At 47.1% G+C, this 26,605-nt stretch carries 32 protein-coding genes and 1 pseudogene; 12 read left to right on the top strand and 21 right to left on the bottom strand.

Annotation, left to right across the window (positions count from 1 at the left end):
* A pseudogene (locus LEP1GSC061_RS13115) lies at positions 1–675 on the bottom strand (RHS repeat domain-containing protein); the annotation flags it as partial.
* A gap of 291 nt (positions 676–966) precedes the next feature.
* Between LEP1GSC061_RS13115 and LEP1GSC061_RS13110 the strand changes: the two are divergent.
* The 6 genes from LEP1GSC061_RS13110 (at position 967) to LEP1GSC061_RS13085 (ending at position 4,744) form a co-directional block, all read left to right on the top strand.
* Entirely contained in the window at positions 967–1,734 is a 768-nt protein-coding gene (locus tag LEP1GSC061_RS13110) for a glucose 1-dehydrogenase (protein WP_016545941.1), read from the top strand.
* Between the two features lie 11 nt (positions 1,735–1,745).
* Positions 1,746–2,909 carry a thiolase domain-containing protein gene (locus tag LEP1GSC061_RS13105; RefSeq protein WP_016545910.1) on the top strand — a complete coding sequence of 388 codons (1,164 nt, stop codon included), beginning with the start codon at positions 1,746–1,748 and terminating at the stop codon, positions 2,907–2,909.
* A gap of 2 nt (positions 2,910–2,911) precedes the next feature.
* The gene (locus LEP1GSC061_RS13100; protein WP_016545861.1) at positions 2,912–3,268 is read left to right on the top strand and encodes a Zn-ribbon domain-containing OB-fold protein; all 357 of its coding nucleotides are present in this window, start codon (positions 2,912–2,914) and stop codon (positions 3,266–3,268) included.
* Positions 3,269–3,567: 299 nt separating this feature from the next.
* Positions 3,568–3,981, top strand: a complete 414-nt coding sequence (locus LEP1GSC061_RS13095; protein ID WP_016545909.1) for a c-type cytochrome — start codon at positions 3,568–3,570, stop codon at positions 3,979–3,981.
* A 132-nt stretch (positions 3,982–4,113) separates the two neighbouring features.
* Positions 4,114–4,320 (top strand): hypothetical protein, encoded by a 207-nt coding sequence (locus LEP1GSC061_RS13090; protein WP_016545845.1) that lies wholly within the window; start codon positions 4,114–4,116, stop codon positions 4,318–4,320.
* An 85-nt stretch (positions 4,321–4,405) separates the two neighbouring features.
* Complete coding sequence (locus LEP1GSC061_RS13085) at positions 4,406–4,744, top strand: STAS domain-containing protein (protein ID WP_016545844.1); 339 nt, start codon at positions 4,406–4,408, stop codon at positions 4,742–4,744.
* 714 nt (positions 4,745–5,458) lie between these two features.
* Here the strand turns inward: LEP1GSC061_RS13085 and kdsB are convergent.
* The 7 genes from kdsB to LEP1GSC061_RS13045 all read right to left on the bottom strand — a co-directional run bounded on the left by kdsB (position 5,459) and on the right by LEP1GSC061_RS13045 (position 10,571).
* Positions 5,459–6,199, bottom strand: a complete 741-nt coding sequence (gene kdsB, locus LEP1GSC061_RS13075; protein WP_016545929.1) for a 3-deoxy-manno-octulosonate cytidylyltransferase — start codon at positions 6,197–6,199, stop codon at positions 5,459–5,461.
* Positions 6,199–6,723, bottom strand: a complete 525-nt coding sequence (locus LEP1GSC061_RS13070; RefSeq protein WP_016545906.1) for a flagellar basal body-associated FliL family protein — start codon at positions 6,721–6,723, stop codon at positions 6,199–6,201. Before LEP1GSC061_RS13070 ends, kdsB begins: the two co-directional genes overlap by 1 nt.
* An 18-nt stretch (positions 6,724–6,741) precedes the next feature.
* Positions 6,742–7,569: a flagellar motor protein MotB gene (gene motB / locus LEP1GSC061_RS13065; RefSeq protein WP_016545942.1), complete on the bottom strand. Its 828-nt coding sequence runs from the start codon at positions 7,567–7,569 to the stop codon at positions 6,742–6,744.
* A 21-nt stretch (positions 7,570–7,590) separates the two neighbouring features.
* The gene (locus tag LEP1GSC061_RS13060) at positions 7,591–8,373 is read right to left on the bottom strand and encodes a motility protein A (protein ID WP_040508758.1); all 783 of its coding nucleotides are present in this window, start codon (positions 8,371–8,373) and stop codon (positions 7,591–7,593) included.
* Between the two features lie 6 nt (positions 8,374–8,379).
* The gene (locus LEP1GSC061_RS13055; RefSeq protein WP_016545853.1) at positions 8,380–8,604 is read right to left on the bottom strand and encodes a flagellar FlbD family protein; all 225 of its coding nucleotides are present in this window, start codon (positions 8,602–8,604) and stop codon (positions 8,380–8,382) included.
* Positions 8,601–9,704 carry a glycosyltransferase gene (locus tag LEP1GSC061_RS13050; protein ID WP_016545922.1) on the bottom strand — a complete coding sequence of 368 codons (1,104 nt, stop codon included), beginning with the start codon at positions 9,702–9,704 and terminating at the stop codon, positions 8,601–8,603. The genes LEP1GSC061_RS13055 and LEP1GSC061_RS13050 overlap by 4 nt, the downstream gene beginning before the upstream one ends.
* Positions 9,705–9,767: 63 nt before the next feature.
* On the bottom strand, positions 9,768–10,571 hold the full coding sequence (locus LEP1GSC061_RS13045; RefSeq protein ID WP_016545870.1) for an MlaD family protein: 804 nt from the start codon (positions 10,569–10,571) through the stop codon (positions 9,768–9,770).
* Positions 10,572–10,709: 138 nt separating this feature from the next.
* On the opposite strand from LEP1GSC061_RS13045, the gene LEP1GSC061_RS13040 reads away from it, so the two are divergent.
* From LEP1GSC061_RS13040 to ftsZ, 3 genes are read left to right on the top strand one after another with little or no spacing between them, the layout of a single operon-like run.
* Positions 10,710–11,453: a cell division protein FtsQ/DivIB gene (locus LEP1GSC061_RS13040; protein ID WP_016545866.1), complete on the top strand. Its 744-nt coding sequence runs from the start codon at positions 10,710–10,712 to the stop codon at positions 11,451–11,453.
* 4 nt (positions 11,454–11,457) lie between these two features.
* A complete protein-coding gene (gene ftsA / locus LEP1GSC061_RS13035) occupies positions 11,458–12,684 on the top strand; it encodes a cell division protein FtsA (protein ID WP_016545889.1) in 1,227 nt (408 codons plus the stop codon).
* A gap of 11 nt (positions 12,685–12,695) precedes the next feature.
* Positions 12,696–13,874 carry a cell division protein FtsZ gene (gene ftsZ / locus LEP1GSC061_RS13030; protein WP_016545846.1) on the top strand — a complete coding sequence of 393 codons (1,179 nt, stop codon included), beginning with the start codon at positions 12,696–12,698 and terminating at the stop codon, positions 13,872–13,874.
* Positions 13,875–13,946: 72 nt separating this feature from the next.
* On the opposite strand, the gene LEP1GSC061_RS13025 is transcribed toward ftsZ, so the two are convergent.
* From LEP1GSC061_RS13025 to cueR, 13 genes are all read right to left on the bottom strand, one after another.
* Entirely contained in the window at positions 13,947–15,014 is a 1,068-nt protein-coding gene (locus LEP1GSC061_RS13025; protein ID WP_016545935.1) for a lipoprotein LipL41, read from the bottom strand.
* Between the two features lie 83 nt (positions 15,015–15,097).
* Entirely contained in the window at positions 15,098–15,928 is an 831-nt protein-coding gene (locus tag LEP1GSC061_RS13020; RefSeq protein WP_016545913.1) for a bile acid:sodium symporter family protein, read from the bottom strand.
* A gap of 3 nt (positions 15,929–15,931) precedes the next feature.
* On the bottom strand, positions 15,932–16,465 hold the full coding sequence (locus LEP1GSC061_RS13015; RefSeq protein WP_016545945.1) for a hypothetical protein: 534 nt from the start codon (positions 16,463–16,465) through the stop codon (positions 15,932–15,934).
* Positions 16,466–16,484: 19 nt separating this feature from the next.
* The gene (gene map / locus LEP1GSC061_RS13010; RefSeq protein WP_016545925.1) at positions 16,485–17,231 is read right to left on the bottom strand and encodes a type I methionyl aminopeptidase; all 747 of its coding nucleotides are present in this window, start codon (positions 17,229–17,231) and stop codon (positions 16,485–16,487) included.
* A gap of 63 nt (positions 17,232–17,294) precedes the next feature.
* The gene (locus LEP1GSC061_RS13005; RefSeq protein ID WP_040508756.1) at positions 17,295–17,927 is read right to left on the bottom strand and encodes a low molecular weight phosphatase family protein; all 633 of its coding nucleotides are present in this window, start codon (positions 17,925–17,927) and stop codon (positions 17,295–17,297) included.
* A gap of 145 nt (positions 17,928–18,072) precedes the next feature.
* Complete coding sequence (locus LEP1GSC061_RS13000) at positions 18,073–18,831, bottom strand: amidohydrolase family protein (protein WP_016545911.1); 759 nt, start codon at positions 18,829–18,831, stop codon at positions 18,073–18,075.
* 88 nt (positions 18,832–18,919) lie between these two features.
* On the bottom strand, positions 18,920–19,543 hold the full coding sequence (locus tag LEP1GSC061_RS12995; protein WP_016545923.1) for an RDD family protein: 624 nt from the start codon (positions 19,541–19,543) through the stop codon (positions 18,920–18,922).
* An 8-nt stretch (positions 19,544–19,551) separates the two neighbouring features.
* The gene (locus tag LEP1GSC061_RS21520) at positions 19,552–19,839 is read right to left on the bottom strand and encodes a hypothetical protein (protein ID WP_156844561.1); all 288 of its coding nucleotides are present in this window, start codon (positions 19,837–19,839) and stop codon (positions 19,552–19,554) included.
* 303 nt (positions 19,840–20,142) lie between these two features.
* The gene (locus LEP1GSC061_RS12985; RefSeq protein WP_016545915.1) at positions 20,143–21,006 is read right to left on the bottom strand and encodes a hypothetical protein; all 864 of its coding nucleotides are present in this window, start codon (positions 21,004–21,006) and stop codon (positions 20,143–20,145) included.
* 206 nt (positions 21,007–21,212) lie between these two features.
* Positions 21,213–22,316 (bottom strand): TFIIB-type zinc ribbon-containing protein, encoded by a 1,104-nt coding sequence (locus LEP1GSC061_RS12980; protein WP_016545842.1) that lies wholly within the window; start codon positions 22,314–22,316, stop codon positions 21,213–21,215.
* A 1-nt stretch (position 22,317) separates the two neighbouring features.
* The gene (locus LEP1GSC061_RS12975; protein ID WP_016545843.1) at positions 22,318–22,596 is read right to left on the bottom strand and encodes an MBL fold metallo-hydrolase; all 279 of its coding nucleotides are present in this window, start codon (positions 22,594–22,596) and stop codon (positions 22,318–22,320) included.
* Positions 22,593–22,979 (bottom strand): MORN repeat-containing protein, encoded by a 387-nt coding sequence (locus LEP1GSC061_RS12970; RefSeq protein ID WP_016545850.1) that lies wholly within the window; start codon positions 22,977–22,979, stop codon positions 22,593–22,595. Before LEP1GSC061_RS12970 ends, LEP1GSC061_RS12975 begins: the two co-directional genes overlap by 4 nt.
* Before the next feature lie 87 nt (positions 22,980–23,066).
* Positions 23,067–23,477: a Cu(I)-responsive transcriptional regulator gene (gene cueR / locus LEP1GSC061_RS12965; RefSeq protein WP_016545875.1), complete on the bottom strand. Its 411-nt coding sequence runs from the start codon at positions 23,475–23,477 to the stop codon at positions 23,067–23,069.
* Between the two features lie 140 nt (positions 23,478–23,617).
* Here cueR and LEP1GSC061_RS12960 point away from each other — a divergent pair, with 140 nt between their 5' ends.
* Genes LEP1GSC061_RS12960 through LEP1GSC061_RS12950 form a run of 3 tightly spaced genes read left to right on the top strand, consistent with a single transcriptional unit; the run spans position 23,618 to position 26,531 of the window.
* The gene (locus tag LEP1GSC061_RS12960; protein ID WP_016545857.1) at positions 23,618–23,821 is read left to right on the top strand and encodes a heavy-metal-associated domain-containing protein; all 204 of its coding nucleotides are present in this window, start codon (positions 23,618–23,620) and stop codon (positions 23,819–23,821) included.
* 9 nt (positions 23,822–23,830) lie between these two features.
* The gene (locus LEP1GSC061_RS12955; RefSeq protein WP_016545858.1) at positions 23,831–24,268 is read left to right on the top strand and encodes a hypothetical protein; all 438 of its coding nucleotides are present in this window, start codon (positions 23,831–23,833) and stop codon (positions 24,266–24,268) included.
* Positions 24,258–26,531 carry a heavy metal translocating P-type ATPase gene (locus LEP1GSC061_RS12950; protein ID WP_016545877.1) on the top strand — a complete coding sequence of 758 codons (2,274 nt, stop codon included), beginning with the start codon at positions 24,258–24,260 and terminating at the stop codon, positions 26,529–26,531. Before LEP1GSC061_RS12955 ends, LEP1GSC061_RS12950 begins: the two co-directional genes overlap by 11 nt.
* Positions 26,532–26,605 lie beyond the last annotated feature (74 nt).

Raw genomic sequence — 26,605 nt, 5'->3', positions numbered from 1 at the left:
CGGATTGGACTTAGTGGCCATTCTTCCCAGAGAATCGTAGGTGACGGTGGTCGTAATTCCCCGCGCATCCGTACTTTGGATGAGATCTCCGAAAGCGTTGTAGGAAGAGGAGCTGACTCCCAGATCCGGATCGCTTTGCTTTTTTTGTTTTCCGAAAACGTCATACAGCCAATAGGCCTGGTTTTTACCGGAGGTATCTTTTATGTTGATCCCGCTTGCATCACAATGGAGAGATCCTCCGTCATTCAGGTCGGATTTCTGAATTAGATTTCCTGCAAGATCGTAGCAGAATCCGATCTGAGACCTGGTAGAATCCGAACCGAAATCCTCCACATAGAGAACATTCCCCTTCGCATCCTTAACGGTTCTCTTGCTCGTTCCTCCGCTATGAGTCTCGATCGTTTCGAAAGGATCGTTATAAATATAAGTGATCGTCGTGGGTTCGGTTTCTCCCACAGCCTGAGGGAAAATCGCCTGTTTTTGTCTTCCGATCGCATCGTATTTGAAATAACTCGGATTTCTTTCCTGGTTATGAGGAACGAATTTGTCCAATTCTCCGGAATCCGCCCAGTCGGCTTGCCCCGCTCTGGACACTCTTCCGTTTCCGTCATATACGATTCTACCCGATCTTACGAATTTACCCATATTAATTATATATTTATAATATAATGCCATTCCCCTGCGGCCAAACGAGAACACATCTCCTCTATTCCGAAATGCGACATATCAAATCGCATACAAACACGATCGTTCGGACCAAAACCATTTACCTTATCGGAGAGAACGTTTGTTCAACAAAAACCGAACAGTGTTTCAGAGCATAGCCCCGATATGAATTTTCCTTGTCGAAGTCGGCCCTTGATCCATCTTTTACCAGAACAATCGTTCTGTTACGGTCGGGCTTCTCATATGCCCCGATTCAAATGATCAGTGAATTTTCTATTTAAGGGATAAAAGAGGAATCCAATGGCAAAACAATTCGAAGGCAAAGTAGCTTTAGTTACCGGAGCCGCATCACCCAGAGGTTTAGGAAGAGCGATAGCGAATACGATCGCAAGAGATGGCGGAGACGTAGTTGTAGTAGACCTAAACAAAGAGCAAATCGAGCAGGCTGCCGCTGAAATCGCAAAGGAATTCGGGGTTAAAACCCTGGGATTTCCGGTAAACGTAACCAAGCCGGAGGATTGCGACGCGGCTATTTCCGCGGTAAAAGAAAAATTCGGTAAACTAGACTTCTTGGTGAATAACGCAGGAGTTCTAAAGGATAATCTTTTCATTCGCATGTCGGAGCAAGAGTTCGACTTCGTGATGGACGTCAACGCGAAAGGCGTTTTCTTGATGACTAAGTCCGCTTCCAAACTTCTTCTCAAGGCTCCTTCCGGAAGAATCGTAAATATTTCTTCTCTTTCCGGTCTTTCGGGCCAACCCGGACAGGCAAACTATTCCTCTTCCAAGGCTGCGGTTATCGCTCTGACCAAAGTGGCCGCTCGAGAATTCTCCGGTAGAAACGTTCTAGTCAACGCGGTTTGCCCCGGTTACGTGCAAACCGACATGACCGCTTCTCTTCCGGAAGAGGTTCAGAAAAAACTGACCGATCCTATGTTCATTCCTCTCAAGAGACCGGGAACCCAGCAAGAAATCGCAAACGCAGTAGAATTCTTCCTATCCGACAAGGCTTCCTATATCACGGGAACTTTCCTCCGAGTGGACGGCGGCGCCGGTATCGGAATGTAAGGAGAAAGAATATGAGAGAAGTAGCCATCATAGGAGCCTACGAAACGGTTCACGGAAATCATAAGGACAGAACTCTCCGAGATCTAGTCACGGAGGCGGGTAACGGAGCAATCAAGGATTCCGGAATCGATAGAAAAGAGATCCAAGCCGTATATGTAGGAAATTATGCGGGTAACGAATTCAACGCGCAGAATACGATGGGTTCCTACGCCGCCAACTTACTCGGATTAGGTGACAAACCCGCGATCCGAACGGAAGGCGCTTGTGCATCCGGCGGAATCGCGATGCGTCAGGGAGTTCTTGCGGTCGCTTCCGGCCTATATGATACGGTTTTGGTTCTAGGCGTGGAAAAAATGAACGGTTTGGATCCGGAAACTACCATGGAAATCGTAGCCAGAGGTCAGGACCAAGATGTGGAAGGCGGATATTGCATCTCCGGGCCTTCCGGGTTCGCGTTAAACGCTATGCGCCACATGCACGAATTCGGAACCACCAAGGAAATGCTTTCCACCGTCGCCGAAAAGAATTATTTTCACGGAAGCCTGAATCCTTTCGCTCATAAGCAAAAGGAGATCTCTTTCAATAATATCATGAGAGCGAGAATGGTAACTACTCCGTTCGGATTTCACGATGTTTCCTTAGTAACCGACGCTTCCGCTGCGGTGGTGATCACCACCAAAGACAAGGCAAAATCCCTTAGAAAGGATTATGTTACGGTTAAAGGATCCGGAATCGGAGGAGACTACTTCAATGTGGCTCTTAAAAAAGATTCCGTCAGTTTCCCGGCCTCCGTGCAGGCTGCAACCGAAGCCTTCAAGATGGCCGGACTGGAAAGAAAAGACATCGACGTTTTGGAATGCCACGACTGCTTCACGATCACCGAGATCATCAACATAGAGGATCTAGGCTTCGTGGAAAAAGGAAAAGGCGGATTTTTCACGCAAGAAGGACACACTCGTCTCGGAGGCAAACTTCCTGTAAATACTTCCGGAGGATTGAAATCCAAAGGGCATCCGGTAGGAGCCACAGGAGTCGGACAAGTAGTGGAGATGACTTTCCAACTTAGAAACCAGGCGGACAAACGCCAGGTGCAGAACGCTCGCACCGCTCTAACTCATGTTCTGGGGGGACCGGGAGCGGTGAGTATAGTTCACATTCTACAGAGAGGCGAATAAAAATGGAGACCGCACAATTGAACGCATTGACTGGAAAAAAATGTAAGGACTGCGGATTCGAAGCAACGGATCCAGTTGTATCCTGCACGAGTTGCGGATCGGAAAACGTGGAACCCAAAACTTTTTCCGGTAAAGGAAAAGTTTACACTTACACAGTGGTCCATGTCGGCTTCGGTCATATAGCCTCAAGAGCTCCTTATGTATTAGCCGTAATCGCTCTGGAAGAAGGAGCAAAGACCATGGGAATCGTCGAAGGAGAATACCAAGGAAAACCGGTAACCGAGTCGATCGCCATTGATATGCCTGTCCGTTTCGAAAGAACCGAAGAAAAAACCGGGTTTATTTTCCAACCCGCTTAAGATTACCTTCCGGCGGGGAAAGAAATTTCCCTGTCGGAACATTCTCCTTGATATAAATCAAGACTCTGCATCAGAAAAATTCCCCGTCCCCGTGTAACCTCAGAAAGAGCGGTTTCCCCACGCGCTCCAATATAACGAATCGATAATAAGAATCATATCCGAAATATCTTCCTACAGAATCCAAACTCGATCCCGACTCCATTCTGTCTCTTTAGGTGATCGTACACTACTGTGACAAAATTTTTCTTTGCACCCTTTTCCGAAACGGAAAACATGGAATCAATATAAAGGAGTAATCCATGAAAACTCGGGCAATCTTGATTTCCCTTTCCGTTTCTATCCTCTCCCTCTTTCTTTTACTGAACTGCGGAGATAAAGAAAAACCAAAAGAAGAAGTTGCCGCACCGGCTGCGAGTGCTGCACCAGCTTTGACTCCAGAGTTAGAGCAAGGTAAAGAAATTTTTGAGCAGAATTGTTCCGCTTGCCACGGACTGAAAGGCGCGGGAGACGGAGCTGCGGCCGCAAGCTTGAATCCTAAACCGAGAAATTACAAGGCTCCGGCTAACGAGTGGAAAAACGGTCCTACCGAAGCTGGCGTTTTGAAAACTCTTCAAAAAGGTATTCCAGGTAGCCCGATGGTTGCTTACCAATACCTGGGAGATGAAAAATTAAAACTCGTAGCTAAATACGTGGTTTACCTGAATCAAAACTAAGATTCTATTCCGAGAGTCCCGCAAGGGCTCTCGGATCCCTCACTTTCCGAGTCATTCTGCTTATTCAAAAATAGATTCTCAACCCCAGCTTTTCTTCTGGAAGTTTTCCCCCCGACTGACAATCTAGTAATCGTGAGCCAAACCAAACCCCAATGTGACCAATGCGGAACGGACCGGAAATCCCCTCTCGCTCGAGAAGTTAAGACCTATGGAAAATGGGCCTGGTTTTTGATACTATTCGGAATTTCCTCCAAACCAACGGCAGTCCAATTCCAATGCTCCAAATGCGGACAAATTTTCGACCAACTCTCTCCGGAGGAATTGCAGCATTTCGTCTAATTTTGGCAGACCCGAACTCGATTTTCATCCGGAAACGGGATTGACTGTCCAAAATATAGAATGTCTTTTGTGCTAAATACGGCAAATGTCTGACGAATTTAAAATAGTCATCGATTTAGAGCCTGCTGTTCCGGTAATCCATATCTCGGGAGAGATCACTTCCGAAGCGGATGACGAGATCCTCGGTAAATACAATTCTATTCCCGAGCCTCGCAGAACGAGAGTTATACTAAATTTCCACGGAACTTCCTATATCAATTCTGCCGGACTTGCAACGCTCATTAGTTTGATCACCAAGGCTAGCGAATCTTCCGCCAAAATCGAGTTTGCCGGTCTCAACGATCATTTCCGTAAGGTCATGGATATCGTGGGCCTTACCGATTTCGTGCTGATCCATAATACCTTGCAAGAAGCTTTAGGGTAATTTTCCCCTTCCACTTTTTTCCCGTCCTTGGTATAGAGGATGTATAGCAAACCCAATCGAGTTTTTCTTTTCTTGTAGAGCGGCAGATGCTCGGCGATCTGAGTACGAGCGAAACGAGTCTCCCTCATTCCTTAGATCTATCTAACTTCGAATATGGGATCATTATGAGCAATGCCATATTAGATCCGATTTCTTCGATAATCATACCCGGTGACGATGACGGAAAATTTTCCATCGAAAGAAGCATCCCGAAGAATAGGAAAGATTTTCTCTTGGTCAATCGAACTCATAGCTTCCTAATGAATGGTCCGGAAGTCCAGGAATCTTCATTGCGTTTCCTCCGGACAGATAGTTTCCATTGAGCGAATAATTCCGCTTCTTCCCTTCTTTAAAAATTAGCACTGTAAAGGATCGATATCGCGTAATTGGAATCACAATTCCGTGCAAATATAGGGTATTGCTTGTCAATTTCAGTTATTTCTGATAGAGAAAATCCCGGCTTCCTCCCACTTCGTTACCCGCCTCCTCCACCCGTGAACGGGTGGGGGCGAGCTTTACGATTAAGTCGGAGGAGCGGAATTTCCATTCACAAGTTCACGCAAAGGTTATGATTTCTCGGACCTATTTCGTAGAAGCCGATTAGTTATGATTCTACAAATTTCAATCGGCCCGAAAGGAGAGGGTAATTCGGCCGATGAATCGGTGTATTCGATCTTAAACCAGTCCCTTCTTCCGGAAATCCTGTATTACAATTTCTAGATCTTCCGGAGTGTCCACGCTCAATGCAGCCTGCTTCGTAATATATACTCCGATCGAATGGCCCGCTTCCATCGCCCTCAGTTGTTCCAAGGATTCCGATTCCTCTAAAGCACTCGGGGGAAGATCCGGATAACCGAGTAAAAAGTCCCTGTCATACCCGTAGATTCCTAAGTGACGGTATGCTGGAACCTTCTTCTTGAATTGGCTAGGCAAAGGAGAACGAGAAAAATATAGGGCCTTACCGTTACGATCCATAACGACCTTGACTCGATTCGGATCTCCGATATCCGAGTCCTCGATCAGAACGGCGGCAGTACTCATTGCCCATTCCTTCTTCGATATCTTCAGGTTTGCAACGCCGTCTATCAGCTCGGATTCTATCCCCGGTTCGTCTCCCTGGATATTCACGATCACCCCGTAATCGGGATATTGCAATGCGACTTCCCTGATTCTATCCGTCCCGGAAGGATGGTCGGGAGAAGTCATCATCGCCTTGCCCCCGTTTTCGATTACTGTCCGGTAAATTCTTTCGTCGTCCGTCGCGACTAAAACTTCCCGAAGCGAGGAAGATTTTAAGGAATTCTTATATGTCCAAAGAATCATAGGAAGTTTCCCGATTAAAGCCAGGGGTTTACCTGGAAATCGGGAACTTCCGTATCTGGCGGGAATGACCCCCAATACCTTGGGACTCGTCATCAGTTGACGATAAATTCGGTGAAATACACCTCTTGGATTTTTCCGTCGGAAAGAATATGATTGATCTGAGCCTTAATCTCTTCCCTTAAATCCAATTGATCTTCCACATCTATCAGATCGTCCTTGGTCTTTCTACCTATGATCAGGTTCACCAAGTCTCTCATCTGTGCGATCCTCTCCGCGAGTTCCGCAGTGATCTTAGCGTCTTCTCTCGCCACTCCGAAAGATAATTTCATCTTCACGAAGTGAGTCTCTCCCTTGTCCGCGGTATTGATCCTAAATTCTTCCTGGAACTGGAAGGTCGTTAAAGGTGGAGGCGGTTTCACGAGCGCTACGTTCTTCATCTCTCGGAACGTACTAGTCGCCGCCTGCTTCGCCACGAACATGGAGACAAGTACGACTATGATGATTCCGAATACCGCGCCGGCGATATAGATCAGCCATTTGATAAGGGGAGACGAGGCGGCACCGGCGTCCGCCGCGGGTAACCCGCCTTCTTCCTCGTCTATTTCGGCATCACCCATGGGTATTCTCCTTTTCTATTAAAGTCCGCTTTCCGTGGAGGATTCCGAACCCGGTACTCTGCTCTTAGGCAGTCCGAAATTCGATTCGTATTCGCTCCGTTTGGTGGACTTCTCGGTTAATATTACGATGTCTATTCTTCTGTTGAATGCCTTGGCTTCCGGAGTTCCTTCATTCTCCACCACCAATGGACGATAGGACCCGAAGCTTACGGCCTGGAACCAACTCGGATCCAATTTTCCCACTCCTACCACATAATCGGTGGAATTGATGGCCCTCGCTCCCGCCAGATCCCAATTGTTTAGATAAGTACGTTCCTCTCGGTTCGGGTTAGCCCCGGGCAAGACCGCGTCGGCATCGCAATGTCCTTCTACCCTCACGAATCTTTCCAATCCCTTAATGAGTCCGCTCGCCTTCTTCAATGTGGCCTTAATTGGTTCCTGCAATATGGCCGAGCCGGGATTAAAATAATCCGCCCCGACGAGACTAATCACCAAACCTCTCTCGTCTTCCGTGACTCTTACCTTTCCCGCTTCTATCTCGGGCTTGAATAATTCCGTAGCGGTCTTCTTGGATTTGGAGAGAGCCTTTCCCGTAGTCATGGAAGGAAGGCTTTCTATATTCATTCCCATTTCCTCCAACTTACCCTTGGAAAGAGTCTGACCTCCGTCAAAGAAGCCCGTGGTCGTCTTGAATGCGGACAGAATAATCTGCATCTCGATAGCATTCGTCTTACCGGTACGATATAGCATGATGAAGAAGCAAAGAAGAAGGGTCACCATGTCCCCGTAAGTCAACATGTACTCGGGAATATTCTGGATACATTCAGGACATTTCTGCTTAGCCATAATCTTCTACCGAATCCTCGATTAATCGTTTTCGTCTTTAAGGACGCCCCGTTCTCCCGGAGGAAGATAACTCGCGAGTTTATCCTTAACGATACGAGGGTTGTCTCCGGACTGGATGGAAAGAGTTCCTTCTATCATAATCTGTCTAACCAACAGCTCGTCCTCGGATTTACGCATGAGTTTTTTCATGATGGGAATGGCCACCATGTTCGCACCCATGGATCCGTAAAGTGTGGTGATAAGAGCCGCAGCCATCCCCGTTCCGATCGCACTCGCGTCTCCGGATCCGAGGTTCTTCAACATCTGTACGAGTCCGATCAGAGTTCCGATCATCCCGAATGCGGGAGCGAGAGCTCCCCAGTTTTCCCACCAGCCTTTTCCGGCACTGTGACGAGAGGCGATATTGCTCATCTCGGTTTCCATAATATTCCGAACCAATTCCGGGTCGGTACCGTCGACGACTAGAGTAATCCCTTTTCGTAGGAATTCTTCCGGAAGTTCGTTTACGTCGTCTTCCAAAGCAAGAAGACCTTCCCTTCTCGCTTTTTCGGAGAAGGATACGAGGGTTTTAATCAAACCTATAAGATCGCTTTTCTCTTCCCGGAAAGCCTTACGGGTCACCTTACCAAGGTCCAGGGTATTCTGCCAGGGCACCGCCATAACGGTACAGGCCGTCGCACCTCCGAAAGTGATCAAAACGGAAGGAATGTCCACGATATCTATCGGATTCAATCCTGCGGAAAGAATCCCGAAAATGAACACCGTAATTGCAGAGCCAAGACCTATGATTGTAGCTATATCCATTGCAGTTTAATCAGCCCTCTTAAATTCATCCGGCGCGGAACCCAAAGGAAACACCAGGATCCGTTTTTTGAACTCTATAATCTTCTCGATCACGACCGGAATAGGTTCCTGAACCACGTATTTCCTATCGTTAGACAGAGTAATCGTAGTATCCGGATTGGCCTCGATACATTCGATATGAGAGGCGTTGAGAACGAATTCCGTTCCCTTCAATCGGTGCAGGGTAATCAAAGGCCCCTCCTTCCTCGAGAGTTCTTGTTTATAGTCTCGACCTCCTTCGAGATTTGGATAATGAATTTTTCCTCGGTAAAACGGCTTACGGAGGCTTGAAAGTCCTTGGTTTTCCACTCTTTCCGGTCCGACTCGGAGATCGCTTCGTTCAAGGAGTCCACGGTCTGCTCCCGAAAGAACACCCCGGTCTTTCCGGAGACCACGGTTTCCAAGGCTCCTCCCTTGGCATAAGCCACTACCGGCGTGGAATACCCCTGCGCCTCCACGGGAGCGATCCCGAAATCCTCCATTCCGGGAAAAATGAACGTCCTGGCCTTCTCCAGATACTCCTCCACTTCCTTACGAGGACGATGGGGAAGAATCTCCACATTGGGAGGAAGTTCCTTTACTAATTTCTTATATTCTTGTCCGCTCCCCAAAATCTTGAGGCTCCGCCCGTTCTTTCTGTAGGCCTCGATCGCGAGGTCGATTCTCTTATAAGGAGCGAATGCGGAGACTATGAGATCGAAATTCTCCTTCTTTGCGCTCTTTACCCGGAAACCCTCGGGCAGGCAGGGGGGAAAGACAACTTGCGCGTCTCTTCTATAGAATTTCCGAATTCTTCTGGAAACAAAGGCGGAGTTGCATAAAAAGGAATCCACCCGATTCGCCGATGCCGCATCCCAAGTCCTGAGATAATTCGAAACCAACTGGAAGGCGAAAAATTTCAAACCGCTTCTTGCCGGAAAATAATCGTAATACAGATCCCAAACGTATCTCATAGGAGAATGTACGTAGCTAATGTGAATCGCATCCGGATCCGGTATGACTCCTTTGGCCACGCAGTGAGAAGAGGAAAGAATAAGATCGTATCCTCTAAGGTCCAAAGATTCTATGGCCGTGGGAAATAAGGGAAGATACCAACGATACTTGGATTTGAATGGCAAGCGATCCGTAAAGGCCGTAACGATCCTGCGGTTCTCTATTCTCTCGTTTAACTTTCCCTTTTCATAAAAAAGGGTGAACAGATCGGCTTCCGGGAAAATTTTCAAAATGGAATCGAGGACTATCTCCCCTCCTCTCATACCGTTCAACCAATCGTGGATCACTGCGACTCTCATTGGGGCTAGGATCGGCAGACCGCTCCCGTTTGTCCTCGTATTTTCGGACCGGAAAAACGAAACTCAGAGTCGATTCAGATAGAAGTCGCTAGAGATATCTCCGAGTAGAGTGGTCCTTCTATAAAGATTGATGGAAAAAGGAATAGGAGCGCTTCTTTCGATCTTGCGATAGCCTTCCGCATACCTTCTCGCTCCGTCCCCCAAAACCCTCATATCGTAAGCGGTCTCGGCCAAGGCGTCGTATGTGTCGGAATCGTTGATGAATCTAGGTACGGAACCGGTATGCCCTTGCAACTTATAGGAAACGTCCATGAGATTGCGGAAGACAAGATTGATATCCTCCTTATTCTCCCGGATAACCCCGGTGGACGCCGCAAAGAAATCGTCGTAATACTTTGCGGAAGGAGCGAAGTCGGGACGAAAACCTTCGGCTTCCTTGTATGTGGGATTGAAGAAGGCCTGTTTGGGATTCTCCTCCGCGTTTCCGGGATCGATGTCTATGGTCCTACCCGCCAAGACCGTAGCGGTACGAAAGCTGATATTATAATTAGAATACAGTGTAATCGGTTCCGCCAATCGAATGGTGATCTCCACCGCCTTGGTCCGATTCGGATCCAAAAATCTCTTGTCCGGAACCTCTTCAATGGACACCACATCCACGTCCCGAACCACACCTCTCTCCACTCCTAAAATACTCACAGGAATCCCCGGGCGAATCCCCTGGGATTTAGGATAATAGATCTTTAAAGTATAAGGATAATCCTCCTCCGATCCTGCTCTTTCTATGACTGACTGGTACATTAGGATCAAGAAGACGCAAAAAAAGGCGATGCCTAAATAAATGGGGGAAGGAAGAGGCAGCTTCATGGTCTTGCTTTCTTAGAAACTTCGGATCGGAAAAGGGGGCAACTAAATCCCCAAAGACTCTAAAAATAGAAGAATGAAATTTTTAGGATTCACCCGATACTTGTATTAAGAAGAAGAAAAAAGCCAGTATGCGGTCGTATGAGACATAATATAATTGACTTTTTGAAAGAATTCATCCAAAAAAGAACTAGTTGGTGGCTTCTGGGTCTCCTCTTCCTACTCGTTAGCCTTTTGGGTTGGGGATATAAGAAGGGTTCCCTTCCCCAGGAGTTGAATAAGCTCATACTGACCGGACACGAGACTCTTAAGACGGAAGAAATCGTTCAGATAATGGGTATCCAACCGGGAACCTCTTTCGAAAACTACGACCTCGGCCAAATGGAACACCGACTGAATTCTCACCCCAGAATCAAATCCGCTAGACTGGAAAAAAAGACCGACGACCAGCTACTCGTGGAAATCACGGAAAGAAAGCCGACCTATCTCATAAATTCTGACGGCCATTTGTTCGAAATAGACTCCGAGCTAAAAATCCTTTCTATGGACGATGTTCGGACTCCAGGCCTCACGGTTCTTTCCGGAACCTTTCCTAGAGAAAAAGGCCATATGTCCGGGGCCGCGTTCAAGGATCTGCATACCTCCGTAGAGAACGCTTTTAGATCCTATCCTGCCTTGAAGACCAGAGTTTCGGAAGTCTCCTTGCACGAAGACGGGGAAATATTCGTATATGCCGATACTCCCATCCCGGTCCGAGTACAGATCGGAACATTATTCCAGACGGAACAGTTTAGAAAATTGTACGCAGTATTAGCATATCTTGAAAAAGAAAAAGTAAGACCCAAACTCGTGGATATACGAGGAGAAGACGCGGTCTACCATTAAGAATATGGAATCTTCTGAAAGAACAATCGTAGCTCTGGACCTGGGCTCCTCCCTGACAAAGGTGGTAGTGGGCCGTCCCGTATCCGAATACGAAACCGAAATCATAGGCACCGGTTCCTTTCCGTCTTCCGGAATCAAGAACGGATCCATAGTGAATATCGAAGCCACTACCCGATCCATCATAGAGGCGGTGAGTGAAGCGGAACTCATGTGTGGTTTAGAAATCGGTTATGTGGTGGTTAACGTTACCGGTAAATCCGTCCGCGCGGACAACTCTAAAGGAGTCGTTGCGATCACGAACAGGGACAGGGCGGTCACCGAACCCGACGTCGTAAGAGTCATAGAAGCCGCTCAAGCAGTAAGAGTTCCCGCGGACCAGGAAATTCTACACGTACTGTCCAAGGAATTCTCCGTCGACGATCAAAGCTCCATCAAGGATCCGATCGGAATGACCGGAGTCAGACTAGAAGCCGAAGTACATATCGTTACCGCAGGTATTACCGCTCTTCATAATTTGGAAAAATGCATAGAGGCCGCAGGACTCGCGGAGGAAACTCGTGTGCTCTCAAGTCTTGCTTCTTCGGAAGCCGTACTCACTTCCGGCGAAAAAGATCTAGGGACTGCCGTTTTGGACATAGGAGCAGGCATCTGCGATCTTATCGTATATATAGACGGGGGAATCTCGTATTCGGCGGTGATTCCATTCGGAGGATATAATGTTACCTCCGATCTATCCATCGGATTAAAGACGACGATAGAGACCGCAGAGTTGGTTAAAAAAAGATACGGGCATTGCTCTCTGGAAGACATGGATCCTACGGAAACAGTGGAAATTCCTCCGATCAGCGGAAGACCGGCAAGAACCATTCTGCGGGAAGAATTGGTGCACGTAATCGAACCCCGTATGCGGGAAATCTTCGAAATGGTGGATGCGGAACTCGTAAAATCGGGAAAGAAATCCTTTCTAGCAGGCGGGGTCATTCTTACCGGAGGCGGAAGCCTTTTGGAAGGAATCGAAGGCCTCGCCGAAGACGTGTTTCGCCTAACGGTAACGAGAGCAAGACCTGCGGGATTAAGCGGACTCGCAGACAGAGTCTCCTCCCCCGAATTTTCAACCGCCGTAGGACTCATTAAATACGCCTCCCGATTGGGAGACATGGAAAGAAAATCCCAGGACCGAAGCGAGACCTGGAGCAAAAAGATTCGGAGATGGATAGAGGAAAACCTCTAAGGGAGTGAAACATGTTACGTTTCGAAGAAGAGGAAAAAACGAGCCCTGCGATCATAAAAGTGTTAGGTATCGGCGGCGGCGGGATGAACGCAGTCGCTAGAATGGCAAATTCCAGTCTGAGAGGAGTGGAATATGTCATCATGAATACCGACGAGCAAGTATTAAGACGTTCTAATATAGAAAATAAAATCACCCTGGGCTCCAAGACCACTAGAGGAATGGGAGCCGGAGGAGATCCGGACCTAGGCACCAAGGCTGCAGAAGAGGATAGGGAGAGAATCATTTCCGCAATCCAGGGCTCCGATATGGTATTTGTAACGGCGGGGATGGGCGGAGGTACCGGTACGGGCGCCGCTCCTATCGTGGCAAAGATCGCAAAGGAAATGAAATGCCTGGTGGTAGGAGTGGTTACCATCCCGTTCTCCTTCGAGGGTAAACGCAGAATGGAGTTGGCGAAACGAGGCGTGGAACAACTTCGGGCGCATGTGGACACTCTCATTCTAGTCAATAACGAGTCCATCTTCCAAGTTGTGGATAGAAACACTCCGATCGACCAGGCGTTTCGGGTCATAGACGATATTCTTCTCAACGCGGTCCGAGGAATCAGCGATATAGTAAACAATCCGGGACTCATCAACGTGGACTTTGCGGACGTGAAGACCATCATGAAGGATACCGGAGACGCCGTCATGGGGGTGGGAGAAGGCAGCGGCGAGAATAAGGTATCTGAAGCGGTTAACTACGCGATCGATAACGCACTCCTGGATTCCCGCTCCATCGCAGGAGCGACCTCCCTTCTGATCAACGTGACCGGCGGCACCGATCTGACCATTTCCGACTGGAACGAAGTCTCTCAGATCATCACTTCTCAAGTGGATCCGAATGCGAATATCATCGTGGGGCTTACCGAAGATCCGGAGTTGGAAAGAAGGATTCGAGTCACAGTAATAGCTACGGGTTTCCACAAACGACCTTCCGGTTTAGGTATTCCTACAAAAACGCAGCCCCAAAGAAAAGTAGTAGGTCTGGAAGAAACGGAAGAGCCTCGTCCTAGTTTCCGTTCCGAACCCGAAAGATTGCCTGATGCGGATGCGTATCGCGGTTTAAAGGCGAGAAGTTCCCAAACTCCCGCTAAAGAAGATTATGATATCCCCGCCTTCTTAAGAAGAAACGACCGTAATAGAGGCTAAGAGGAGAAGTTTACTTCTCCTTTTCCGACTCCGCTTTACGAATCATATCCTCCTATTCATGGAGGCGATCGACTATTCTACCGCTTCGGCAGCGGCAGAGGAAATTCTTCTCAAATCGTTTAGATAATCCTTTTCCGGACCGTTCAATTTCGAAGCTTGATCGTAGAGTTCGGAAGCCTTCTCAAAATCTCCTTGGGAAAAATAGTAAGTGGCAAGATTCGCTTTGGCGGCCCAGGATTTGCCTTTTGCTTTTTGGTCCGCCTTCTCCCAGGCTTGCTTGGCTCGATTGAAACTAGGAGTCTCTCCCTTAATTTCCTCGTATCCTTCTTCCAAGAATGCGGAAACTTCGGGATCCTCCTCTTCCGTGAAAATAGACACTCTTTCGGTTTTTATTTTGGGAGAAAGTCTTGCCTCGATATCCGGGATCGCTTCCTCTAATGCGACGGATAATGATTGAAGTAAAGCGGGACAACTGGTATCGCCTACTCCATTGTAAACGACGGAAGGCCTCGAGATCACCGCCTTCTTGGTTTCTCCGGAATCGACCCGAACGAGACTCGCTTCTATGGGCAAGAGAATCCTTCTGACTCCCGTAGGCTTCATTACCGGATCTTGGGCGGGAGAAATAGGAGCAATCGCCCTATGTCTTCTGTTCTTGGAATTTGCGGCCGCAGCGGCTTGTAGAATGGTCATCCCCATCGCAAGATAATCGGTTTTTAACTCAATAGAACATTCCGATACGGGACGCCCGACTGTAACATAGAGAATCGCTTCCGCCCCGAGTAAATTCCCCAATTTCACCCTGGATTGTACGATACCGGTTAGAGAAAGAGTAGCCTCGTTTAGAATATCCGCCCTCTTGCTCAGATCGATCATCTTAAAATAGGAATCCTCCGCAAATGCCTCATAGATCTTCCCGGGAACCATGAGTATGAAGGAACGACTCAATTCGTAATCCTCCATCCATACATCCGCCTTGGCCGGCTCCACGGCCAATCCTACGTTACGCACTCCTTTTAGAAAGATGCGTAGATCTCTTCCTTCTGGTGTAGGAGGATAAAACGGATACTCCACTCTCACTCCTTTGCAGGAACCTAAGAAGATTAGAATCGATATAAAAGAGAGTAGTCGGAGATTCATAAGAGTGTTTGACCTAAATTCGGTAGTCATTCTATCCGAAAGCCATGGAATTCGCGAATTATTTCTAAGTACAGGAAAACAGATTAGTATCGAACCCTTCCCTTCCAGTATTGTGCAGCCAGGGCGGTAAGACCGTACATCAATACTCCATACATAAGAATGGTAAGAAGCGCCTCCGGATTCTTAACGTGCAATTCCGCCAAAAGCAATGCGAGAGAAAGACTACGAATACCGGAAACCAAGGAAAGAGACGCTTTCGTATCTTGCTTTCCTTTCCAAATCAACCATCCCGGCAAAAGGGAAGTTCCTACGGTAAGCGCCGCAGCCAACCAAACAATCGGGCCTAAACTAAGCGCCTTGTCCCCGTATTGTGCCACTAAAACCAAAATGGAAAATACGAGACAATAAGTGCTGAATTTCTCCACCCAAACCTCCGAGATTCTGGCAGGATGGGGAAAGAAATAACGAACGACTAGTCCGATCAACAGAGGAAGACCTTGTAGGAAGAATCCAATCGCCAATAATCTTAAGAATAAATCCGTCTCGAATCCGCTCCCTCCTTGGTATACGGAGAATATGAATGGAGTCAGGACTGTATTTGCACCGTTCAGAGTCGCAATCAAAAGTCCGCCCAAAACCGGATTTCCTTTTCCTCTCAATACGAAAAGCCCTCCCGAGGCTCCTCCGGGAGAGGACGCGCAAAGAAAAATCGCCACGGTAGCCAAGTCGGAGAGTTGCAGAAGCTTGCCCAAAAAAATGGCGACTATCGGAAGAACGCCGAAATTCCAAAGAAAAGCGAATCCCAACAGAGGACCTGAACTTCTCCAAGAACCGATCTCCTTTCGGTCTATCTTCAGCCCGAGGCTCAGCATAGAGGACAAAGACAGAAGAATTAAGGAAAGGCGTATTAGCATATTCTAATGATTTAGAATGTATTCCTTAAAGTATTTACGTTCTTTGATCGTCTGGGAAATCAGGCTGGATACGGCGAAAAAGATTCCGAAGCCCAGAAAAAAATATGGGAATATGGATGTACGATCCGGAGGAAGATTATTTTGAACGAGCAGTCCGTAAAAGATCACCACCAATAATGCGGCCGGAACGGTGATTACGGCACCGGGATTCAAGTATAGCTTACACTGAAAGGAACCGTCGGTCTTCTTCAAAACCGCTCCGAAAGACCAAAGCCAGTTTCTATGTTTTTCCAAAGTGGAAGCGTTTTGGAAAAAGAGCTTCTCTCCGGAAAGTTTGGAGTGATAACCCGCTCCTTCGATCAGGGAAATCACCTTTTCCATACTAAGACCGGAGAAAGTGCGGGTAAAAATCGCAGGCAAGAAACTCATAAAAGAAGTTTCTATGAAAGTCTCCTTCTTCTTACGATCCCGGAGGGAAAAGAAAAAGACCGCGATAAAAATAAGAATCGGTAAAGTGGCTAAAGCGAATTGATACAAAGAAAACTCCTGTAGAATTTTATGCCGCGGTTAAAATCAACGGACCGCGCTCCGTAATCACTACGGAATGCTCGAACTGGGCCGTAAAAGATCCGTCGGGAGTGCGTAGCGTCCATCCGTCGGAATCCTCGATAAAGTCTTCGGCTCCGGTGGAAACGAAAGTCTCGACCGCAATTACTTGGCCCGATTTGAGGATCCTTCTGTCTCTGGGTTCATAATAATTACAAATATCGAAAGGTTCTTCGTGAAGCGATTTACCCACTCCATGACCGCATAATGTTCGAATCACCTTATAACCGTTTCGATTCGCAGTCTGCTCGATCGACTTCCCGATGGAGTTCAATCTTTCTCCCGTCTTAGCCTTCGTTAACGCCAAGCCCAAGGCCTTTTCGGAAACTTCCAATAGATTGCTTAAGTTTCTACGATCCTGTCCTACGATGAGCGTCGCCCCGGTATCCGCGAAATACCCGTCTAGTTCCAACGAGACGTCTATGTTTACCAAGTCCCCTTCTTTCAGAACCCTATCGTTCGGAATTCCGTGAGCGATCTCCGTGTTTAAACTAATGCAAGTACTCCCCGGAAACTTATACATAAGTTGGGGGGCGCTTTTTGCCCGGAAACGGGAAAAATACTCGAAACCGATGCGATCCAATTCTTTGGTACTGATACCTACAACCGCCGCCTCTCTCATTATAGAAAGGGTCTCGGCAGTGACTTTACCCACTCTTCTCAGCTTGTCCAAATCTTCCTGGTTTCGAATCGTCATAAAGAATAATTCCTCCGGAATCCGAAGCTTGGCAAACCATAAATGTAGGATATCCTACATCGATTAAAGACGAACTCGCACCTGATCGAAAGCGAACAAAAGCTCGGTGGAGATTCGATCGCAGGTTTCCGAATACTTTACGGAAGCATTCGGGGAATCGTCCGCCGACTTCGGATCCTCGAAAGGCAAGGAGATTCTTGCTTCCGCCCCGCTCACATACGGACAAGACTCATCCGCTTGGGAACAAACTAGAACGGCAATGAACTCCGAGCTCGGATTCGGAGAATCTTGGAACTTCTTGGAATATGCGATCAACGCCGGACTTCCGTCCGCCCACCGAACCGAGTATTTAGGATTGCGAGGGGGACCTTGGTTTTCCAAACGAAAGCCGCAAGCTTCCAAGGCGGCCACTGCAGTGGGATGAAATTCGGTGACTGAAGTTCCTCCCGAGAAAGATTTAATGCCGGGCAAATCGAAGTAATGAGGAATAGCAGCGCCGAAAGCCTGAGCGATCTGGCTCCTCCTGGAATTATGAGTACAGATAAAAATCAAATTGGCTTTCTGCTTGGATTCGAAGGACGCAAGAATAGCATCCGCTAATCCGATCAGTATCGCTTTCCTCTCTTGAGGAATTTGATCCGTTTGTTTTTGCCTTATATCCAAATATTGCTTTAACGGAGAGAATAATGGGAACATGGGCGAAGAATTTAGAAGGTCTATTCTTGCTAGCAAGCGGTTTTTCGATCTCTCGAGAGTCTTTAACGACCCCTCGGATCTCTTTACATTCTCCCTTTCCGAACGGTAAAGACAGGCTCAAGGCGAATCTTCTGCGGAGAATAGGTCATCTTTTTCCGTTCAATCCGTAGAATTGCAGCGCATTCTCATACAAAACTTTTCTTAACATTTCTCCGTCGAACGTATCCTGGATCAGATTCAAATCTTCTTCCGAAAAAGGCACGGGAGATCTGGTACAAGGAAGATCGGTGCCGAATAAAAGCGCTTCCGGATTTCTTTCGGCAATTCCGAGTAACGCATCTTGTACGTTTAAATCGGTACGTCCGAAGCCGGTCGCCTTCACTCTAACTCCTTTTTCCGCCAAGGAAAGTATCGTAGGAAGACCTCCCTGGGTCAGGCCCAAATGATCGATGGATACCTTAGGCAAAGATAATAGTACTTCGGTTAGGAAATCGTCTATATCCTTTGCGTCTATGTATAATTCCACATGCCAGCCCGCAATATCGAATACCATCGCTCCCAATTCGCGGATACGGGACAGTTCCTCCGAACCTCCCCTCCGAACATTGAACCGGACAGCTCGTACCCCCGCTTTGTCCAAAGATAAAACGGTTTGCTCGTCCGCTTGCGCCGGCAACTGGGTAACGCCTACGAAGTTCTTACCCAAGATTTTTAAAGCTTCTAAAAGATAAGTCTGATCGAAGGCCTGAAAAGATCCCGAGACCACGGTCCCGCCTTCTATCTTGAGCGCCCGAGTACGGTTAAGATAATCGTTCACGGTAAAGGGCTCCGGCAAAAAACCGTGATTCGGCACAAGTGGAAACTTAGGATCTATGATATGGAAGTGAGAGTCGAAGATCCGCATGCCCCTAGTATAGCATTACGATAAAAACTGGTCAAGAGATTGAGGATAGCGGAGAATCCTATTTATCGCAATCTATTAGGAAGTGACTTTAAACCGCGGAATTAACCTCATCCCTTCCCGGCCCATTCTTATGATCCTCGTAAATCACTCTGGTCCCTGCGATCATATCGTGTATCGCCTTCTTCTTGCTCGTAAAAAGAACGAAGAATACGGAAAGGGAATAATAAACGACGGAGTCCCAAACTGCTACACTTTCGACAGGGTTGAATCTTCTCAGAATACGATCCACTCCCGCCCAGGGAAGCCCTTCCATTTCCAGCAAATGTTCCAGATAGATTCTGGAGTCGTAATATGCTTTCAGAATGGTTATGATTGAAAGTAATAATTCGGGAAGAATGCGCAAGAAGGACTTTCTCCAACTTATCTTTCTGAATTCGGAGCTCACTACGCGAATCCCTGCCCATTTCTTACCGAGGGTTCTACCGAATTTTGCGTGCGATACGAATCGATAAGCGATATATGATAAGGAATGAAACGCAGTATAAAAAGGAAGTATGGAATAAGAGGTTCGATCGTGATAATAAACCGCCAGCGCATAAGGAACTAATGCCGGACTGAATACGATAAAATCCAGGATCTGCGCATAAAGTCTCGTCCCTAATCCCGCGTATTTTACGGATTTCTTCTGTATTTCGGTCTGATTTTCTTCCAAAACGATACCTATTCTATTTCTCTAAAATGAAACACGAACCATCTCAATTCCGGATCGGATTCGCAGAGATAGAATCCGTCCTTCTGATTCTTAAGAGGGGGATCTTTTCGAATCTCCGCCCATTCTCCCTTTGGGCAGGAACTCCACCAATCGGGTTTACAGGAATCCCGATCGAAATCCTGGGGCCAGTCTTCAGGATAAGAATCGAATCTTACGTTAAGACCGGGATTCTTCCTAAATCTACGTATCAATTCCGCTCTTTGCGAATCGTTCTTAAGACTATATTTTGAATACACGATCCAAGAATTCCGAAAAGAGCATCTCTTTAGATAATAAGAGGATATCCCGTTCGGAAGACCCGATATCCCTCGACTCTCCGCATCGGCTCGAGTCAACCCTCTATATTCGAATCGGTCCGCAAAGAAAGGGCGCTTAGAAAAATCAAACTTGCGATAGTAAATGACTACGACCGGGATCAACAAAGCAAGAAAACCTACTAAATAAGGAAGGCGCCCGACTTTGAAAATCCACGATTTCATGATCTGACCGAAAGGACCGAGAATCCGGCTCTCGGTAAAGTACAAAGCAAAAGACAGGAATCAAGGAGAATTTGTCTCGTCTGAGAACGTGTTGATCTCCCATAATAACCATTCGTCATACGGCTTGACATACACGAATTCGAAGACCTTGCGATTTCGTGCATAACGTATTACCCAGCCGAACCCTCCCTTATCGAAGAATCTCATATTGGAATTGAATAGATCCGCCTCGGTCAATTCGGAGACTCCTCCCGGTAAATATAGAAAGTCCCTGATATCCTTTCTTCTTAAGAATGTAAGCATGGATTCCTGCGGATATAATTCCGTTCCGGTCGCGTTAAATACCGGATCTCCGGCGAGAAGACGTATCTGTAGAGATTCATTTTTGCTTTTCAAGGCGGAGATAAAGTCCCAAGGATCGGGAGTCTCTTTGGGAGATTTTTCCAATCTAAGCACGAGTTTAATACTGGATACCTTTCCATCCTTAATCTCGAAGCTAAAGTTCCCGTTTTGGTAGTATGTTAAAATGGAAGTATTCGGACTCTCCTTTTGGTCCATACTGTTGACTGCCTTCTTTTCCTGTTCGGGAGTTCCGAATGTGGATATCACTTTGGACTTAGGATCTCCTGGAATAACTCCGTTCAAGCCCCGATCCGACGGAACATTTTCCCCTTCTACCTGAATGCTCCATATTCTCTCCGGTTGGGACGGCTCGGTCTCTAAAACTACTATATGTCCTTTCTTACGAAAGAAGAATGCTTTGTATCCGTCCTCGAAAACGTGTTCCTTTGCGACTTCTCCCAGTTCCTTCTCCGCAGTCTTCATGGACTGGTCTATGCGAAAACCGTAAAGAGAGTAAAAATTCTCGGCGTAAATAGGAAGCGAAATGATAAACGAAATAATTAAAACGACGAACTTTTTCATATGGGATATACCTTATCATCAAGGGATTCGAGACGCTAAAAATCGAGATTCGTTCCCCGGAAGAATTAGACATCAATAAATCGGCACGAAACCGGGTTTCTTCTTCACTTTTTGATCCAAAGTAAAATATACAGAGGAACCTGACCCACCGGATTCTTGTCCAAAAACTCGGTCGGATCAGTTCTATTTTTTTCGCCAAGCCGTATTCAACGGATTTTGGAGGAAACGAATGCCAAAAGAAATCCGACGAAAGAACTTGCGATAACGGACAAGAAGTTGACCGTTCCGTCCGCAGTCATTATAAACGGAATCTGCAAAATGAACCAAAGGACCGCCCAAACAGCGACCGGATAAGTTAAGAAAAGCGGATTGTTTACCCAAGGATCGTCGTCCGTATCGAAACCTAGATAATCTCCGGGAACCTTCCATAGCAGAAAGCCGGCCACACAGGATAGGGATACATTCGCTCCCATAGTATAAATATCGTCATCCCAAATCGTTAAGTAGTCGGTCAAGAGACCGGTAAAATGTCCTAGGAGCAGAAGGCCGATGATACGCAAGGAGCCGAGCATGTTTTCCGCCCGCTTGACGAATAATAGGGAGAATACCGCATTACCCAAGGCTTGGAGAATCCCATCGTGGGCAAAAAAGGATAAGAAGATTCCGATTCCATTATATTTAAAAGGTCGATCCGGATGGAAAGCCATGCGATATAAAAACGGATCGTTTTCTTCAAAATCGAAATAGGCGAAGAACAGAAAGGCCAAGCTGCAAACTACATAGACTCCGAAATAATCGGCAGTTTGATAAACGAATCTAGGCAGACCGCTCAACCCGAACGCAGAATTCGAATCCGGGATTTTTATCGAACCCTGGTGTCCGAAAGGCGGAAGGATCAGATCTTCTGAAGAACGACTATCCATCACATATTCCGGCGATCTTTCCGGAATCTCAGGCTTTCTTTCTTTAGAGATTTCGATTCCAGTTTCGCGGGGAATTCTTTCCAACTCGCTCTCATCGAACCAAATAAAATGACATTGTTTGCAAAAATCCAACTCCATGGTTCTACTGGATTCATCCGTATACCGGAGGGTTAACATCGGCTTATGACAAACCGAGCAGGGAAGCTTTCCTAATTTGGATCCCCCGGTGAGAATCGCGTTTTTGATCTTTTCGATTGCAGACCTTTTGGATCTTCTACGAAGTACGGATAGATTTCCTAGGATACCCCCGCAGGAGGTGCATTTCAAATACAGACCGCTCGATTCGCGGTATTCCGTGAGTTCGTTCCGGCAACGGGGACAATTCATATTAATCTCTTTTAATGTTTTCTAAGAGTTTCAGGGTTCTCGCAAAGGCTTCCTTACCATCCCAAGCCTCATGCCCGGGAATCATATAGGCGGTGTCGACCAGGATCCCTCTCTTGCTTGCATCCAGAATCGATCCGTTCGAGTGTAAAAATTCTCCGCTCAATGAACGAAAGGAAGTATGGGCATATACCCCCGACTCCGACTGCGTCACGTCGGCCTTAGGTTCCTCGGCAAATAAAGTAAAAGAAAATAATAAAATAGTAATAATAGAATATCTCACGGAGCCGCCGCCTTTCCTTCTTTCCATTCTCCTTCGAACAAAACGACTCCGTCGGAATTTTTCAGGATCCCTTTCCCGTTCTCCTTATTTTCCTTCCAGAAACCTTCGTAATATCTTCCGTCCGAAAAACGCTGCAGGCCTCTCCCTTCCTTGATTCCGTTTTTCCATTCTCCCTCGTAATATTCCCCGTTTGCAAGTTCCAACCTACCCTTACCATGGGCGAGCCCGTTCTTGAATTCTCCCTCGAATCTGTATCTCCCCGGCAGGGATTCTATTCCGAAACCGTTCTTACAATCGCCTTGGGAACATTCGGGAGAAAGATAATAATACGCCCCGAACGCAAGCAAAGGGAGTAGAATCAGAGGGTAATAGGTTTTGTTCATAGAAGGCCGATTTTCCGAATTATTTCCGACGCGATTCGGATAGCCAGCCTTTCTATAACGAAATTAAGGGGACAGTCGTAGGAAGGATTACTTTTTCTTCCTGTTTGTAGGACGTCCTTCCAAATCCTCCAAGATAGGACAATCGGGTCTGTGGTCCCCATGACAATGTTTCGCAAGATTGGACAGGGTATCGCACATGGACTGTAGTTCCGAAATCTTGGACTGCATCTCTTTCACATGACCCAAGGCCAGGGATTTGACCTGGGAACTCGCCCGAGTCTTGTTCCTCCAAAGTCCGAGCAGCTTTTTGATCTCGGGCAGGGAGAATCCTAGGTTTCTGGCTCTTTTGATAAAAATCAGAGAATGCGCGTCGTTTTCCCCATAGACCCTGTAACCCGAATTGGTTCTGATAGCTTTTGGAATCAGTCCGATGGATTCGTAATGTCTTACGAGCTTGGCACTGACTCCGGAAATTTTGGAAAGTTCGCCGATATTCATTCTTCTACAACCTTCTAATTATTGGAAGGTTTAGAAAATATTTTTTCGAATTTTCGTATTTTTTTTGATACGGGGCATTGACCTTACCATTATGGGAAGGTTTAGAATAGACTCAGTTCGAAAGAATACGGGAGTACGTTATGTATGAATTAATATTGGAAGGAATGACCTGTAGTCATTGTGCAAAGACCGTCGAAAAAGCGGTGCTTTCCGCGGAGCCATCCTCGAAACCGAGCGTAGATCTGGATACCCAAAAGGTCACGGTGGACAACGGAGATATCGAAAAGATATCCCAGGCGATAGAAGACTCCGGTTATTCTGTCGTTTCCACCCGAAAGCTATAGGAGAAGCCCATGAACTCCAAAGGGCTTTGCTTCATAGGCATTCTCACGCTTTTCCTTTCCTCCTCTCTTTACCCTCATGGAGAGGATATCCCGGGACCCAATTCGGGTAAGATCCGCATGCCGGGCCCCTTCCATACGGAAGTGGTTCGTTCCAAAGAAAACGAATATAAGATATTTCTGTTGGATATGGATTTTAAGAATCCGACCGTTTCGGATTCTACGATTTCCGCAAGAATCAAGACAGACAAAGGAGAGAAGGAACTAAAATGTTCTCCGATTCGGAATTATTTTCTATGTAAGTCGGATGCTCTGTCCGCGGACTCGAAAGGAGAATTAATTCTCCAACCCGTTCGATCATCCGTAAAAGGTATGGAAGTCAGATACGATCTTCCCCTTCTTAAATCCGAAATGAACTCTCATAGGGAAGTGCATCGTCATGGAGAATAATACTCTCTCTAAAGGGATAGACAAGGAACAGGAAATCACTCTGGATCTATTCGGAATGACCTGTGCCAACTGCGCTAGAAGAATAGAAACAGGTCTTGCAAAAACCCCGGGAGTAGAGGAAGCCAGGGTCAACTTCGGAAGAGAAACCGCTTTCGTAAGATTCTCCTCCGACTTAAAACCGGAAATGTTAATTAAAAAAGTGGAATCCTTAGGATACTCCGCCTCGAAACACGACGCGCAATCCTTGGAACGCACGGAAGAAGTTCATGGAAAGGAAATCGCCGGATTAAAATTCCGATTCTTTTCTTCTCTGGCTCTATCTCTTCCTCTTTTCTACTCGATGGTTTCGCATTTCGAGTTTTTGAATTTCCTGCCGAATCCGGGAGTTCTTTCCCATCCCTGGGTGCAATTTCTATTAGCTACTCCGGTGCAATTCTGGATAGGATTCCCTTTTTATAGGGGAGCCTTTAGGGCCTTGCGGAATCTTTCTCCGAATATGGACGTGTTAGTGGCCTTGGGAACAAGCGCCGCTTACGGATACAGCCTGACGTTAAGCGTTATATACGGTCTGCGAGAAGGGGATTTGTTCTTTCGAACGGCGTTGAACGGGCACGCTCATCACTTCATTCTTCCTCCTCTGTACTACGAGACTTCCGCGGTTCTTCTCACTTTTCTCTTGGGAGGAAAATGGATGGAGGCCTTGGCCAAAGGAAAAAGTTCCGCATCCATTCGCTCCTTATTGCGGTTGCGACCGGATACTGCAAGAATCAAAAAGGAAGATACTTGGACGGAAATTCCTTCCGAGTACGTAAAGAAAGAGGACGTCCTTCAAATTCTTCCCGGAGAAAAATTCCCCGTGGACGGAACGGTGACGGAAGGATTCAGCTCTGTGGACGAATCCATGCTTACTGGAGAGAGTCTGCCCGTAGATAAGAAGCCCGGCGATCAGGTGTTAGGAGGGACTGTCAACGGGAACGGAGTATTGATCGTAAATGCGAAATCGGTAGGTTCGGATACGGTGCTTTCTTCCATCATCCGGATCGTGGAAGAAGCGCAGAATTCCAGAGCCCCCATCCAGAAGGTAGCGGACCGAATCTCCTCGGTATTTGTTCCTATCGTGATCGCCATCTCCACGTTGAACTTTTTACTCTGGTATTTGATTTTGGAACCCGGCAATTTGGGCTCCGCCTTGGAAAAATCCATCGCGGTTTTAGTCATCGCTTGCCCCTGTGCATTAGGACTCGCCACACCTATCTCGATTTTAGTCGGAACGGGCAGAGGAGCGGTAGAAGGGATTCTCTTCCGAAATGCGGAGTCTCTCGAAACGGCAGCTCGACTGGATCTGATCGCTTTCGATAAAACAGGAACGATCACCGAAGGAAATCCGATCGTAAGCGACTATCGGGTATTAGGCGATGAGTCCATTCTTCTCCGAGCCGCGGGTGCTACGGAAGCTTCTTCTTCTCATCCATTGGCCAAGGCAATCGTTCGCTTCGCCAAAGAAAAAGGAATATCTTTCCAGCCTACCGTAGAATTGGAAACGGAACCGGGCAAGGGAGTCGTATCCAAAATCGAAGGCAAAATCTTCCGGATCGGAAAACAGGAATTTCTAGCCGAGAAGGAAACTCTTCCTACTGAACTGGTAAGCCTATCCAGATCCTGGGAGGAAAAAGGAAAAACCACCGTTTGGGGAATATTCGATTCTACCTCTTGGATCGTATTCGGAATCGAAGACAAGATCAAAACAGGAGCCAAGGAGGCTTTGGAAGAGCTCAAAGAGCTCGGAGTCCAGGCAGTTCTATTGACGGGAGATCGCAAGACCACCGCTCTCTCCGTAGCGGAAAGAGTCGGGATAGACGAAATCCATGCCTCCCTTCTGCCGAAAGACAAGGCTGATCGGATCAAGGAATTCCAAAACCGAGGAAAGAGAGTCGGAATGGCGGGAGACGGCATCAACGATTCCCCCGCTTTGGCTCAGGCAGAGGTAGGATTTGCAATGGGAACCGGAACGGACGTCGCAATGGAAGCCGCCGGAATCATATTAGTAAAAGGTGATCTTTCCAGGCTCGCAGAATCGATCCGGATCGCCAGGGCCACCACTAAGAATATTAAGGAAAACTTTTTCTGGGCTCTGGCCTATAATAGTCTCGGAATTCCGATCGCAGCCGCAGGTCTTCTTTCTCCGTGGATCGCCGGAGCCGCGATGGCATTCAGTTCCGTTTCAGTAGTCGCTAATGCTCTGCGGCTGAGAAAGCGGACATAAGCGGAAAAAAAGGGATTCGTTTTTTATCTTATAACGGGGTTCAATTTGAACCCCCCTCTTCTCCGAAAATCCTT

This window comes from Leptospira wolffii serovar Khorat str. Khorat-H2, assembly GCF_000306115.2.
Taxonomy (GTDB): domain Bacteria; phylum Spirochaetota; class Leptospiria; order Leptospirales; family Leptospiraceae; genus Leptospira_B; species Leptospira_B wolffii.
The sequence above is the reverse complement of the archived record's forward strand: the minus strand, read 5'-3'. Positions and strand labels throughout refer to the sequence as shown.